This is a genomic window from Methyloceanibacter sp. (genome assembly GCF_051306395.1).
In the GTDB taxonomy this organism is placed as follows: domain Bacteria; phylum Pseudomonadota; class Alphaproteobacteria; order Rhizobiales; family Methyloligellaceae; genus Methyloceanibacter.
In genome coordinates this window covers 1-13,489 of sequence record NZ_JBPPND010000218.1, presented here as the reverse complement: position 1 = coordinate 13,489, position 13,489 = coordinate 1, and the positions used below count along the sequence as shown (strand labels likewise).

Here is a 13,489-nt window from a genome sequence, read left to right as displayed (position 1 = left end):
GATCGAGGGGACGTTGAGGCGCAGCATCGCCATCATCATGCCCGGCAGCGACTTGTCGCAGCCCGCAAGGCCGACAAGGGCGTCATAGCCGTGGCCGCGCATGGTGACCTCGACCGAGTCGGCGATGATTTCGCGCGACACCAGCGACGACTTCATGCCCTGATGGCCCATGGCGATGCCGTCGGTGACGGTGATGGTGCAGAACTCGCGCGGCGTGCCGTCCCTGGCCGCAACGCCGTGCTTCACCGCTTGCGCCTGGCGCATCAGCGAGATGTTGCAGGGGGCCGCTTCGTTCCAACAAGAAGCAACGCCAATGAGGGGCTGGTGAATCTGCTCGCGCGAAAGCCCCATCGCGTACAAGTACGAGCGATGTGGGGCGCGGGTTGGCCCCTCCGTCACGTGCCTACTCGGCAAGCGGGATTTATCGAACGTCTTTGCGTCCATCTACCAATGCCGGCCGAACTTGAAGGAGTGGACGGATTACCGTCACAACTCTACGCCCCAGCCGGGTCGCTCCCTGGCCCGCCCCCCTCGCTTTAATGTGCGAGTGTCTCGTGCGGCCAATGTCCTCTAACTCAAGTCGATGTCCCAAAGTTTTATGGCGCAAACGAGGCGCAAATACCGCAGTCTGTTGCAAATTAGCGACAGTTCGAAGGATTCGGATTCCGGTTGCAAAGCGGCCACCCAATCTGAAAAAGCGCGAACGCCTGCCGCCAGCTAAAGCACCGCTTCGAGACGCTTCAACGCCTGTGCCAATTTGGTGGCGGTGGCCTCGGCTTCCGACTTTCGCTCACGTTGCTCCTCGACCACATGTTCTGGGGCACGAGACACAAATTTTTCGTTAGCGAGCTTGGCGGTTAGCTGGGCGATCTCAGACCCAACTTTATCGATCTCGCGCTTCAAACGCTCCGATTCCGCGTCGATATCGATGACGCCTTGGAGCGGCAGCGCGAGCGTCGCCTCGTCCAAGACAATCTGCACCGAGCCCGCGGGCGGAGCATCGGCGAAGTCGATGGTCTCGATGCGGGCGAGCCGCTTGAGCGTCTCCTCGTGGGCGGCGACCCGGGCCTTGGTCTCGCCGGATGCGCCGACAACGACCAGCGGGACTTTGGCGGCGGCGGGCACGTTCATCTCCGCCCTGACCGAGCGCACCTCCGTGACGAACTTGAGGACCCACTCCATCTCAGCGTCCGCTTGCGCGTTCTGAAGCCCCAGATGGGTGGGCCACGGGGCGAGCATCAGCAGGCTCTCGCGGCGCTCCCCTTCGGGCGCGCGCTTCTCCCACAGCTCCTCGGTGACGAAGGGCATGAAGGGATGGAGCAGCTGAAGCGCGCGGTCGAGCACATAAGCCGCCATGGCGCGGGTCTCGGCCTTCGCTGCCTCGTCCTCGCCCATGAGGACCGGCTTGATGAGCTCCAGATACCAGTCGCAGTAGATGTGCCAGATGAAGTGATAGATGGCGCCCGCCGCATCGTTGAAGCGGAAGGCCTCCAGTGCCTCGGTGACGGCGGCCGTGGCGCGCTCGGCCTCGCCGGCGATCCAGCGATTGACGGTCAGCTGCGCGGTCGCCGGATCGAAATCGGCGCGCGGCACGCAGTCATTCATCATGGCGAAGCGCGAGGCGTTCCACAGCTTGGTCGCGAAGTTGCGATAGCCTTCGACGCGGGCGCCGGCGAGCTTGATGTCGCGGCCTTGCGCGGCCATGGCCGCCAGCGTGAAGCGCAGGGCATCGGCGCCATAGGTGTCGATCAGCTCCAGGGGATCGATGACGTTCCCCTTCGATTTCGACATCTTCTGGCCCTTCTCGTCGCGGACCAGCGCATGGATGTAGACGTCGCGGAACGGCACCTCGTCCATGACGTGCAGGCCCATCATCATCATACGGGCGATCCAGAAGAAGATGATGTCGAAGCCGGTGACGAGCACGTCGGTCGGGTAGTAGCGCGCGAGCTCCGGCGTCTTGTCGGGCCAGCCCAGGGTGGAGAACGGCCACAGCGCGGAGGAGAACCAGGTGTCGAGCACGTCCTCGTCGCGCTTCAGTGTCTCGTCCTTGCCGTAGTGCTCTTTGGCTTGAGCCTTCGCGTCCGCCTCGGTCTCGGCGACGAAGATCTCGCCGTCGGGCCCGTACCAAGCGGGAATGCGGTGGCCCCACCAGAGCTGGCGGGAGATACACCAAGGCTGGATGTTCTCCATCCAGTGGAAATACGTGTTCTCCCAAGTCTTGGGCACGAAGGTGGTGCGGCCGCGCTTGACCGCCTCGATGGCGGGCTTGGCCAGGGTCGCGGCGTCGACGTACCACTGGTCGGTGAGGTAGGGCTCGATGACGGCGCCGGAGCGATCGCCATGGGGCACGGAGTGGACGTAGTCCTCGATCTTCTCCAGAAGGCCTTCCGACTCCAAGCGATCGACAATCATCGTGCGCGCGGCGAAGCGGAACACGCCGTTGAATTCGAGAATCGTTGCATGGAGTTGCGGCGTCAGCTCCACCCCTTGCGTGAACTCGGGGTTCGGGTGCAGCAGCAATTGCGCATCCTGGCTCAGGACATTGATCATGGGCAGGCCATGACGCTTGCCGACCTCGAAGTCGTTGAAGTCGTGCGCGGGCGTGATCTTCACCGCGCCGGAGCCCTTTTCCGGGTCGGAATATTCGTCGGCAATGATGGGAATGCGCCGGCCGACGATGGGCAGGACAACGTTCTTGCCGACAAGGTTCTTGTAGCGCTCGTCGTCCGGATGCACGGCGACGGCCGTGTCGCCCAGCATGGTCTCGGGCCGGGTGGTGGCGACGACGATGAAGGTGCTCGGGTCTTCCGGGTCGAAGGTGACGCCCTCGATGGGATAGCGCAGATGCCACAGATGTCCGCTGGTCTCGATCTGCTCGACCTCGAGATCGGAGATGGCTGTGAGCAGCTCCGGATCCCAGTTGACGAGGCGCTTGTCCTTGTAGATCAGGCCGGCGCGGTGCAGCTCGACGAAGACCTTGTGCACGGCCTTGGATAGCCCGTCGTCCATGGTGAAGCGCAAGCGCGACCAGTCGCAGGAGCAGCCGAGCCGCTTCAACTGACCGACGATGGTGTTGCCGGACTCTTCTTTCCACTGCCAGATGCGCTTGATGAACTTTTCGCGGCCGAGCGCGCGGCGATTCGGCTCCTGCCGCTCCATCAATTGCCGCTCGACGACCATCTGCGTGGCGATGCCCGCATGGTCGGTGCCGGGCTGCCACAGCACGTCGCGGCCGCGCATGCGCTCGAAGCGCACCAGCACGTCTTGCAACGTGTTGTTGAGCGCATGCCCCATATGGAGCGAGCCGGTGACGTTCGGCGGCGGGATGACGATGGCGAACGGCCGGGCGCCCTCGCGATCGCCGCGGCCGGCGGCGAAGGCGCGTGCGTCTTCCCAGGCGCGGTAGACGCCGCCTTCGAAATTCTTCGGCTGATAAATCTTGTCGAGCATGAATGCGCGGTGGTTGGCGAAAAAGGGTCGCCGCGCGTCCTACGCTCTCGGCTTCGGCGCTGTCAACTTTTGGTCTGCTTAGTCCTGGTGGCGGCGCAAGCTATCCGTGTCGAGCTCGTCGCGGATGATGCGCGGCATGTTGTCGTCAAGCCACTCACGCAGCATGGGACGCAGCATGTCCTTGATGCTGTCTTCCAGGGTCCGGGACGGGCCTTCGGCGTGATGCCCGCCGACCCCGTTCGTCTGGGTCAGCACAGGCTCGGGCTGGGGCTCGAAGCTAGACTCGGGTTCGAAGCTAGACTCGGGTTCGGGCTCCGGCTCGGCGGGCTGCTCTTCGCTCGCCTGGGCCGGCCAGAACGGCGGCGCCTCCGCCTCGGCGTCCTCTTGCTCGAACTCGGGCTCGACAAACTCGACCGTCTGCTCGACCTCGGCTAAGACCAGCTCTGGCTCCTCCATGGACTCGTCTGCCGGCTCGTCCATGAATTCGTCCAGCGGCTCGAGCACCGCGGCTGTGTCCGGCTGCGCCTCGAAGCGTGCGTCGGCTTCCAGCTCGAACTCAGCGTGAAGCTCGGGGTGGGTCTCGTCCGCCGGTTCCGGCGCGTCCATGGGGACGGCCATCGGCATGGGCTCGGGTTCCGTTTCCGGGCTAGGCTCGGACGCGGTCATCGCCTCGGGCTGGGGCGCGGCCTGGAACTGGAACGGCTCGGCCTGGGGCGTGGTGGAGGTGGGCACCTGCCCTGCGCGCAACGCCGCAATGGCGCGCTCAAGGGCGGACGCCGCTTCCTCGCTCGCCGACGCCATGGGCTCCGGCGCAGCGGCGGGCTCCGGTGCAGGCGCTTGGGGCTGCATGGGTGGCTCGGGCGCCGCCATCTGGGGCGGCGGCGGGGCCATCTCTTGGGCGGGCTCTTGAAGGAACCCGGGCGCGGCGTCTTCGGCGGACGCGGCTTCGGACATCTCGGCGTCCGGCTCGAACACGGGCTCCGCGTCCTCGAGCTCCAGAACTTCGACGGTCTCCGCGATCTCGGTGACTTCGAGAACCGGCTCGGCGTCGTCCTCGACGATCTCGAGACCGCCAAGCTCGGCCGTGAGGTCGAGGATCTCCTCCTCCTCGCTGGCCGGGGCTTCGCCGCCGCCGCTGCCACTACCGCTCAGGACGCGCGCGATGTCGTCGATGATCTGATTGTCGGCCTCGCCCTCAAGGCTCTCGTCCTCGGCTTGCGCCTTTTGGGCCGGCTTCTCGGCCTGACCGGCTTCGTCGTCTGTGATGATCCGACGGATGGAGGCAAGAATTTCCTCCATGGTCGGCTCAGGAGCGCGCTCGGTGCTGCTCATGACTTAATCCCTCGCCGCCTTTTCGAACTGACTTCACCCAGCGGTGTACACCAGGGTCACTCACTCAATAACTTAACACGATGTTAAGACCCAAGTCTTCATCCGCCTCGGAGAATAGCCCCAATGGTTAATGCGTAAAGTCCCGCAATGGTTCAATTATCGGCCGCGGGCGGGGCTGGCGGGCGTAGGCCGAACCATTTGTTTTTGACGATGTCGTAGTGCTCGAGCGGATCGTAGTAAGGCACTGACAGGCCCAGGGTTTGGGCATCCATGCGGCCGATGGCGGCATAGAGGGAATACTCGGCGACGACCCGGTCGCGCAGCGCCGAGACGAGGCCGATCTGCGTATTCAGGAGTTCGCGCTGGGCATCGAGCACGTCGAGGGTGGTGCGCTGGCCCACCTTCTCCTCCTCGCGCACGCCGGTCAGCGCGATCTTGTTGGCGGACACGGCGGATTCCGCGGAGCTGATGGCCGGACCGGAGGATTGCAGGATGCCCCAGTTGCCGATGACGTCGGCATGGACCCTAAGCCGCGCGTCCTCCACCTCACGCTTCAGCTGATTGTTGGTCTCCTTGGCCTGGCGCACGCGCGCCGCGACACCGCCGCCTTGATAGAAGGGCACATTGACGCGGCCCGTGACCGTCGTCGTCTCGATCTCGTCGATAGCCTGGCTCTGGCCGAAGCGCTTCTCGTATTGCGCTTCGAGCCTCACCTCGGGCAAGAGCTCGCCCATAATCTGCTCAACCGCGTAGAGCGAGGCTTCCTCGTTATAGACCGAGGTCAGAATGACCGGGTTCTCGCCGTCGCCAAGGGTCATGGCGTCGTCCAGGCTCTGCGGCAGCAGGTGACGGATCGATGGCGGCGTCTGGAGATTGCCGGGCGGGTGGCCGATGACCTGCTCGTAGGCGGCGCGGCTTGTCTTCAAGTTCGCTTGCGCCACGGCCAAGGTGGCGAGCGCCTCCGAGCGCCGCGCCTCGGCCTGGGCAGTGTCGGTGCGGGTCACCTCGCCCACCTCGAAACGATCGCGCGTGGCTTTCAACTGCTCGGAGAGCACGCTGACGTCGTTCTCACGCAACCGCACGATCGCCTGATCGCGCACCACGTTGACGTAAGCGCTGGCGGCGTCGAGCAGCACAGTCTGCTCCACGCTGCGCAAGGCCTCGCGCTGCGCTTGCACCTGCGCCTTGGCTTGGCGGACGGCGTTGAGATTTTGGAAGCCCTCGAACAGGGGCTGCTGCAGCTGAACCGCGTAGCCGCGGGGATGCGTGACGCCGTCCGTGGTGAGACCGGCCGCGCCGAAATCGACACCGCCGATGCCGCGACGGTCGCTATTCTGGTTGACGTAGTTGGTGTCGGCGGTGCCGGTCACGAACGGGCGCAAGCCGGATTTGGCGAGCGCCACCTGCTCGTCGATGGCGCGTAAGCGCGCACGCTCGGCATTGAGAACGGGATTCAACAGATAGGCATCGGCCAGCGCCTGCTCCAGCGACTCCGCCTGCGCCGGCGCGGCGAACGAGACGGCCACCACGCCGATAACGGCCGCAATCCAGGCGCGGCGCCGCGGCGAGAACCTCGCGCAGCACGACTGCTCGCGCCTGCCTTGTTCACCAAGCACTACCCGTCTCCCGCAGTCAGCAGCCCCCCAGCCCCTCCTGCACCGCGAAGCATAGAGCACCGCACGATGACAGGGATACCCAGGAACGCTTGACCACACCTGGATTCGGCAAAAAACTCAAGGCACTGTGGGATCGGCGCAACAGTGGCGAAAGGCCGCCTGGACGCTAGAAGCTGAAGGTGGGCGCAGGCGCGAAGCCCGGCAGCGGACTGGCGCCGGCGTCGAATTGCGCCACGCCGCGCGCCTCACCATCCACGCGCACAAAGAGATATGCCTTGCCCTGGCGCATGTTAGGCGCGCGCGTTAGCACGGCGATCAGCCTGCCGCCCTCCTTGAGCTGGGCGAGCACGCCCTCCGGCACTTCCGGAACGCTACCCTCGATCACAATCACGTCGTAGGGCCCATGACCCTTTTCATGACCCTCTCCTGGGCTTGCAGGAGGCTCGGTCAGACTGCCCGCGACGATGTCCACATTCGCCAAGCCAAGAGCTCTGAGATTCGACTTTGCGGTTTCAGCGAGCGCGGGCTCGGGCTCGACTCCGACCACGTGCGTGGCGAGCCGCGCCAGGATGGCGGTCGAGTAGCCAGTGGCGCAGCCCAGATCGAGAACGGTCTCATCCGCCGTGATCTCGGCAAGCTGGATCAGCCGCGCCTGGACCATGGGCGAGAGGAGGAAGCGCGCCGCGCCGCCCTCCCGGGCGGGCAGCACTTGGATGTCCTCATCCATATAGGCCAGCCCTTGCAGCGCCTCGGGCACGAAACGCTCGCGCGGCAGGCTGCGCATGGCCGCGAGCAGACCTATGTCAGTGACTTCGTTGGGGCGGAGCTGAGACTCCACCATGGCGTTCCGCCGCGCTTCATACCCGGTCATCTTGCGTCGATCTTTCCCAGCCTCATCTCAACCGGCGCAACATTGCCACGACCCGCGCCGAGCCCCAACTGGTAAGGGAGGCTTCATCAGCGAGCCTCATTATTGAAGGAGAGACTGGACACAAGCGCGTTTGGCGCTAGTAATCCCGTTCGGTTGGCCACGTGGCGGAGTGGTGACGCAGCGGACTGCAAATCCGTATACCCCGGTTCGATTCCGGGCGTGGCCTCCAACCCCTACCCTCTGCCCTTCGAGGCTGTTCTCAACGTGTCTTCCATGAAGGCGCGGAACTTGCGCGTGTACTGCCGCTTACGATCCTCGTCGCTGAAAGCCGCCGCACCGGTAGTGGAGATAGAGCAGCACCAGCAGCCAGATCGCGACGAAGCCGTCCGAAAAGATCGTCAGAAAATTGTACGGCGCGTAATTGCCGTCGGTCACGGTCTGGTGGATGTGGCCGTAGGTCGCCCCGAGCATGAAGAACGACCATCCGAGCCCGGTGGCGAGCCAGAACAGGCCGCCGAGCCAAATGCAGAGAAAGCCAAGGATGCCCCAGGCGCCGTCGTGGAAACCGACCTCGAACTGGAACGGGCTCGGCGACCAGCCGATCATCTTGGCGGCCTGGTCGGGAAAGAAGACGTGCGGGATGAAGCCGAACACGAAGCCGATGACGCCGACGTCGAGCACCAAGGCATAGAGGAGCAGGATGCGCACCACGCGCTCTTTGGTACGCGGCGCGCGGCTTAGCGCGAGGTGAACGAGCGGCAACACGACGCTCAGAACAACGATGGCCAAGTCGATCATGGCAGAACTCCCGCGCTCACCAGCGAGACGATCGAGGGCCTCGCGCATGAACGCCAGAAACCTAGGCGTGCACTGCTTGAGGTAGGATTCCCGGCGCATACGGACAGAATAATCCCAACATCCAGAACGCGAGGGGAATTTTCTGGCCTATTGCGAGGCCGCGTCCGGCTTAGAATTTTTCCCCTCGTCCTTCTTGCGATACCACCACACGGTGAGCTGGCGCCGCCAGCGGCGCACGGCGGGCAGATCGACCGACAGCACGAGGAATCCGAGCGGGATCATCCAAAAGCCAAGCACGGGCAGGAAGCCCAGGAAGCCGCAGCCGACCAGCACGATGCCGAGGCCGATGCGCAAGGGCTTCGACTTGGGCAGATGCCAGTGCCTGTTGAAGAGGCGGACCTTATGGGCCATGAGCCGTTTCGATTTTGGAGGCCGGACGCCCCACATAGGGGTTTGGCGGATGCGCCGCAAGGCGGGCGAATTTCCCGTAAGCCGGGAGACGTAAAGCGCTGGAAAGGCGCCCGGGGTTTTGCTATCACCCCCTTCAGCGCAGCTTGACTCTGAGCCTGCGCTCTGCTCCCCGGTAGCTCAGTTGGTAGAGCAAGCGGCTGTTAACCGCTGGGTCGCTGGTTCGAGTCCGGCCCGGGGAGCCAATTACTTCAGCCAAATCTCCTCCTGTTTTTGACATTCGAGAGCACGCAGCAGCGCGCTAATAGACGCCATGTGCACGGCCCAGGCGGTCTAGCGAGCAGCGCTCGGTCATTGCCTCCTGAGGCCTAAGGGCCGGCACGTCCGCCAGGTGCCAAACGCTGCACTCGCCAGATGATCTCTGCCATCTCCGGCGCGGAAAATGTGTTGCCGGGGATTTGGAAGGTTTGACCTTGATTGAGCATCGAAAGAAGGCCCCCGTTGTAGGGCCGCAAAATGCGGCGGGAGGACCGTTTCCCCCAATGGGCGACGGCATCAATCGGTAGCACTAACTACCAGGGAGAGAACGCAATGACCAAGTACTGGGCCGCTTTCGTTTCGGCCGCTTTCGTTTCGGCTCTGCTGCTTTCGGGAACGCCCGCTGTCGCCGCCAGCTGGGCTGACGGTTTCAAAGCTTGCGACGCCGACGGCAGCGGCACCATCAGCCAAGTGGAGTGGAACTCGTGCGAGGCGAAGGTGGGCGATCCAACGATGAACCCGACCTTTACGATGATGGACAAGGACTCCAACAACAGCATCGATCAGGAAGAATGGGCCGGCGGGGAAAAGCAGAAGACGGCCATCGGCAATAACTGTAAGGCCGCCGAAGGTTCCTGGTGTCCGTGCCAGAACAATCCCGACGATCCGGCGTGTCAGCAGTCCAATTAGCCTGACCTACCGGCACCACTTCAAAGGCGGTTGGCGATGAGCCAATCGCCTTTGTCATCTTAGGCGCGAGCGCCGCTTCAGGGACCTACGCGCCCGCCGGAATGCCGTAGATACTAGGCGAAGAGAATCCGCAAAGGGCCGCGGCACCTCAAACGCCACATGAGCGAAAGGGGCCGTTTCCGACCCCTTCACCCCCGTACCCGTACGGCAGGCGGGATACGCAGAACAGTCCCCGCCAAGGGTGCAGAACGTGGCTCCTTCGGGATGGTTCCAAAGTAATTTCAGATACCCGAAAAGGAGGGGCGCGACCCCCCGAAGGAGGCCGCGCCAGGGGGAGGCTAGGCGGGGATAAACTTGAGCGAAACGCCGTTGATGCAGTAGCGCAGGCCCGTGGGCTTCGGGCCGTCGTTGAAGACGTGGCCGAGATGCCCGCCGCAGCGGCGGCAATGCACCTCCTCGCGGAGCCCAAAGCTCCAGTCCTCTTTGGTCGCGACGGCGCCCTCAATCGGCTCGTAGAAGCTCGGCCAGCCGGTGCCGGATTCGAACTTGGTCTCGGAGGAGAACAGCGGCAGGTCGCAGGCGGCGCAAGCGAAGGTGCCTTTGCGCTTCTCCTTGTTGAGCGGGCTCGTCCAAGGCCGCTCCGTGTCCTCCTCACGGAGAACCGCATATTGCTGCGGCGTGAGAATTTCCCGCCACTCCTCCGGCGTCTTGGTGACCTCGAAATGGCCCTCGGTAGCCGCGGTCGCCTCGCTGCCTTGCCATTTCAGAAGGCCGACGCCGGCAGCCGCGACGGCGGCGACGCCTGCGGTGCCCAGGAGAATTGTTCGTCGCGTGACCATGATGGCTCCTTGCAAATTGCCCCAAAGGGCCGAAATCTCGCATTGAATCTAAGACTTCCGCCGCAGGCTTCAATTCAACTTGCGCGCACGGGCGTTCACGAGGGCTTTATTGGGCGGGCGCCGCTTTTCGGGCGCTTTCAGGCCCGAAAGGAAGGCGATGTCTCAATTGCGCGTGCTGGTCGTTGTGAACCCCAAGGCCTCCCGGGCCGCGGATGCGCTTTCCGCCCTGCCCGATTGGTTCGCCGCGCGCGCAGCCTCGAAGACGATCGTGACGAAGTCCAGGGACGCGCTGAACCAGGCCATCGCCGAGCATGGCGCGCAGGCCGACCGCATCGTCATCGGCGGCGGTGACGGCACCATCTCCCAGGCCCTCCCCGGCCTGCTCACGCTCGGCAAACCGCTCGCCGTGCTGCCGCTCGGCACCGCCAACTACTTCGCCAATACGTTGGGCGTCCCAGCCGACGTCATGGAAGCGGCGGAGATCTCGCTTCAGGGCCACCCGCACAGCATCGACGTGGGTCTGGTCAACGGCCAGCCTTTCTTGAACGTCGCGAGCATCGGGGTCGCCGCAAGCGCGGTGCATGCGCAAAGCGCCGCGCTCAAACACCGTTGGCGCTTGCTCTCCTACCCGGTCAGCCTACTTCACGTGGCCCGTGTCTCGAAACCCTTCGTCGTCACCCTGAACGTGGACGACAACCTCGCGTGGACCGGGCCGGTCTATCAGGTGAGCGTCGGTAACGGCCGTTTCCACGGTGGCGGTCTCACGGTCTCCGACCACGCGGCCATCGACGACGGCAAGCTCGATCTCTACCTCGTGGCGCCGGGGCCCGTATGGCAGCTCATAGCTTGCATCACCCATCTGAAGTTCGGCTTCAGTAAGCCTGCCCTCATGCAGCGAAGCTGTGCTACGCGCGTGACGATCACCACGTCAAAACCGCGCGCGGTGAATGCGGATGGCGAGATCAATACCCAAACGCCCGCCGAGTTCACGCTGCGCCGTCACGGCCTCACGGTGATCGTGCCAAGAACGCTGCCGGTCGGACACCAGGGTCTGTCGGACATGCAAGAGGAAGAGACGCCCGCGCTAGCCCCGTGACGTCACGTGCGTGGCCGGGATAACGATCTCGCAGTGAACGCCCTTGACGGGGAAGGATAGCGTGACGTCGCCGGCAAGCGCCTTGCCCACGACATTCTCCAACATGGCGCGGCCGAAGCCGGAGCGTGACGGCTCGCGGACTTTGGGCCCGCCGCTCTCGTCCCAGGTTAGCTTCAGCTTCTTGGCGTCCTCGCAGTAATCCCAGCTTATGTGGATTTCACCACCGGGCTTGGACAGCGAACCGTATTTCTCGGCGTTGGCCGTGAGCTCGTGCAACGCGAGGCCGAGATTGTGCACGGCCTCGGGCTTTAGCATGACGTCCTCGCCCTCGATCGCGATGCCCTGCCCGAACGCGTCAGCATGCGATTCCAATTGCTGCTCCACCAGCATGCGCAGCGAGGCGCCATGCCAATCGTCGGCGACGAGCAGGTCGTGCGACATGCCGATGGCGTAAAGCCGGGCGCTGAAGCGGTCGAGAAACCCTTCGACCGACGTGGTGCGCGCGGCCGTCTGGCGGGCGATGGCGTGGATCACGGCCAACAGGTTCTTCGAGCGGTGCGTCAGCTCTCGCAGCAAGAGGCGGAGTTGATGCTCGTTGGCCTTGCGCTCGGTGACGTCGACGGCGACCGAGGCCGTGCCGACGATCTTGCCGGCTTCGTCGCTTAGCGGCTCGATCACCAAATAGAAGGAGCGTTCGCGGCTATAGAGTTCGAAATCGATCTCCAGCTCCTGCGAGTTGCCGGTCTTCATGGCCTCCTGCTTGGCGGCAACGATCTTGCTCGCCGCCTCGGGAGGAAAGATATCGGCGTCCGTTTTGCCGACAAGGTCCTCGGACTTCAGCCCGATTGGCAGGTTGTGCGCCCAGGTGAAGCGCAGATCTTTGTCCTGGCTGAACACGGAGATGGGCGAGCCGCGCAAGGCGATCTCGAAGCGCTGCGTGGCTTGGGCGAGCTCCTTGGTGCGCTCGTCCACGCGAGCCTCGAGCTGCTGCCGCGTGGACTTGAGCTCCTCCAAGGTCGTCAGATGCGCGGAGATTTCCGCTTGGAGCCGGTCGCGAGAGGGCAGACGGAGGAGATACGGCGCGAGCCATAACAGGCCGATGGCGGTGGCGAGCGCCAGCAGGGCCGCGGCGCCCTTCAGCAAGCCTTCCAGCGCGGGCGCCTTAAACCATGGCGCGAGCACAGCGGCGAAATGGACAAGACCCACGGCAAACACGAAGAGCAGAAACAGCTTCACCAGCGCGGCTTCGCGCTCACTGCTCTCGCCACGGCGCTTGTACAGATAAAGCAGCACCGCGGGTACGAGCAGGAAGGTGGCGGCGATGACACCGTCGGCAACAGCATGCAGCAGCGGCAAGCTTCCCGGCCAATTCAAGCCCTGTCCATCGGTATCAAGTAGCATGGCGAGCGAGCTTTCCATCGCGACGCGTCATCCGATCACTCCGCGGCGCCCATAGGTAAAGAATCGCGCGCACTAGACAACCGCGGCGATGAGGGTGACGAGGAATACCACGAGGAAGATAAAGAACAGGATGCGGGCGATGCCACCTGCTGCCGACGCCACGCCGCCGAAACCGAATACGCCCGCCACCAGGGCCACCACGGCGAAAATAAGCGCCCAATACAACAGCATGCCTCACCTCGTCCTTCAACATGCCTCACCTCGTCCTTCAAATCGATCGTTCGAGTGGCCCTTGCGATCTTCGTCCGCCTCGCCTCGCACGAGGCAAACGTCCGGTTTCGTGAATTTGTTGCAGCGCTTTGGTGTTAAAATCCGGCAACCGCCGCGAGGAGGTCCTTGTCGGTAAAGGGTTTCTTGACCAAGGGTGCGGCGCGATGGGCGGGAGGCAGGCTCTCGGGCCCATAGCCGCTGACAAAGGCGAAGGGGAGTCCGCGCGCAGCAAGCAAGTCGGCAATTTGCCCCGCCGACTCGCCTCCCAGATGCGCGTCGAGGAGCGCGCCACGCAGCGGCCCGCGTTCGATGGCGGCGAGCGCGTCGCCGACGGTGCTTGCGGGACCAATGACCGCGATGCCCGCGTTCTCCAGCGCCGCGACGATGTCAAGGGCGATGAGGAACTCGTCCTCCACGACAAGAATGGGATGCGTGCTGGCCAAGTGACCCCCGTCTT

Annotated in this window: 12 protein-coding genes, 2 tRNA genes and 1 pseudogene; 4 read left to right on the top strand and 11 right to left on the bottom strand. The window is 64.2% G+C overall.

Annotated features, from left to right (window positions below):
• From ACSLE4_RS11410 to ACSLE4_RS11390, 5 genes are all read right to left on the bottom strand, one after another.
• Window positions 1-444: dihydroxy-acid dehydratase domain-containing protein (locus tag ACSLE4_RS11410; protein WP_435904567.1), on the bottom strand; the 444-nt coding region annotated here is incomplete at its 3' end.
• A gap of 273 nt (window positions 445-717) precedes the next feature.
• Window positions 718-3,453: a valine--tRNA ligase gene (locus tag ACSLE4_RS11405; RefSeq protein WP_435904566.1), complete on the bottom strand. Its 2,736-nt coding sequence runs from the start codon at window positions 3,451-3,453 to the stop codon at window positions 718-720.
• Between the two features lie 78 nt (window positions 3,454-3,531).
• Window positions 3,532-4,785, bottom strand: coding sequence for a DUF2497 domain-containing protein (locus ACSLE4_RS11400; protein ID WP_435904565.1), 1,254 nt, complete (start codon window positions 4,783-4,785; stop codon window positions 3,532-3,534).
• Window positions 4,786-4,937: 152 nt separating this feature from the next.
• The gene (locus ACSLE4_RS11395; RefSeq protein ID WP_435904564.1) at window positions 4,938-6,401 is read right to left on the bottom strand and encodes a TolC family outer membrane protein; all 1,464 of its coding nucleotides are present in this window, start codon (window positions 6,399-6,401) and stop codon (window positions 4,938-4,940) included.
• Between the two features lie 166 nt (window positions 6,402-6,567).
• Window positions 6,568-7,272 (bottom strand): protein-L-isoaspartate O-methyltransferase family protein, encoded by a 705-nt coding sequence (locus tag ACSLE4_RS11390; protein WP_435904563.1) that lies wholly within the window; start codon window positions 7,270-7,272, stop codon window positions 6,568-6,570.
• Between the two features lie 155 nt (window positions 7,273-7,427).
• On the opposite strand from ACSLE4_RS11390, the gene ACSLE4_RS11385 reads away from it, so the two are divergent.
• Window positions 7,428-7,501 (top strand) — tRNA-Cys (locus ACSLE4_RS11385).
• Between the two features lie 77 nt (window positions 7,502-7,578).
• Here the strand turns inward: ACSLE4_RS11385 and ACSLE4_RS11380 are convergent.
• Window positions 7,579-8,169: a DUF6790 family protein gene (locus ACSLE4_RS11380; RefSeq protein ID WP_435904562.1), complete on the bottom strand. Its 591-nt coding sequence runs from the start codon at window positions 8,167-8,169 to the stop codon at window positions 7,579-7,581.
• 48 nt (window positions 8,170-8,217) lie between these two features.
• Window positions 8,218-8,481: a hypothetical protein gene (locus tag ACSLE4_RS11375; protein ID WP_435904561.1), complete on the bottom strand. Its 264-nt coding sequence runs from the start codon at window positions 8,479-8,481 to the stop codon at window positions 8,218-8,220.
• A 166-nt stretch (window positions 8,482-8,647) separates the two neighbouring features.
• On the opposite strand from ACSLE4_RS11375, the gene ACSLE4_RS11370 reads away from it, so the two are divergent.
• Window positions 8,648-8,723: transfer RNA gene (locus tag ACSLE4_RS11370), tRNA-Asn, on the top strand.
• 346 nt (window positions 8,724-9,069) lie between these two features.
• Complete coding sequence (locus ACSLE4_RS11365; protein WP_435904560.1) at window positions 9,070-9,426, top strand: EF-hand domain-containing protein; 357 nt, start codon at window positions 9,070-9,072, stop codon at window positions 9,424-9,426.
• 338 nt (window positions 9,427-9,764) lie between these two features.
• Here the strand turns inward: ACSLE4_RS11365 and msrB are convergent, their stop codons facing one another.
• The gene (gene msrB, locus ACSLE4_RS11360) at window positions 9,765-10,265 is read right to left on the bottom strand and encodes a peptide-methionine (R)-S-oxide reductase MsrB (protein ID WP_435904559.1); all 501 of its coding nucleotides are present in this window, start codon (window positions 10,263-10,265) and stop codon (window positions 9,765-9,767) included.
• A 157-nt stretch (window positions 10,266-10,422) separates the two neighbouring features.
• On the opposite strand from msrB, the gene ACSLE4_RS11355 reads away from it, so the two are divergent.
• On the top strand, window positions 10,423-11,361 hold the full coding sequence (locus ACSLE4_RS11355) for a YegS/Rv2252/BmrU family lipid kinase (RefSeq protein ID WP_435904558.1): 939 nt from the start codon (window positions 10,423-10,425) through the stop codon (window positions 11,359-11,361).
• Here the strand turns inward: ACSLE4_RS11355 and ACSLE4_RS11350 are convergent.
• From ACSLE4_RS11350 to ACSLE4_RS11340, 3 genes and pseudogenes are all read right to left on the bottom strand, one after another.
• Window positions 11,350-12,762 carry a sensor histidine kinase gene (locus ACSLE4_RS11350; RefSeq protein ID WP_435904557.1) on the bottom strand — a complete coding sequence of 471 codons (1,413 nt, stop codon included), beginning with the start codon at window positions 12,760-12,762 and terminating at the stop codon, window positions 11,350-11,352. The two genes, ACSLE4_RS11355 and ACSLE4_RS11350, sit on opposite strands and share 12 nt — an antisense overlap.
• A 72-nt stretch (window positions 12,763-12,834) precedes the next feature.
• Window positions 12,835-12,990 carry a DUF1328 domain-containing protein gene (locus ACSLE4_RS11345; protein WP_069624218.1) on the bottom strand — a complete coding sequence of 52 codons (156 nt, stop codon included), beginning with the start codon at window positions 12,988-12,990 and terminating at the stop codon, window positions 12,835-12,837.
• A gap of 137 nt (window positions 12,991-13,127) precedes the next feature.
• A pseudogene (locus ACSLE4_RS11340) lies at window positions 13,128-13,489 on the bottom strand (regulator); the annotation flags it as partial.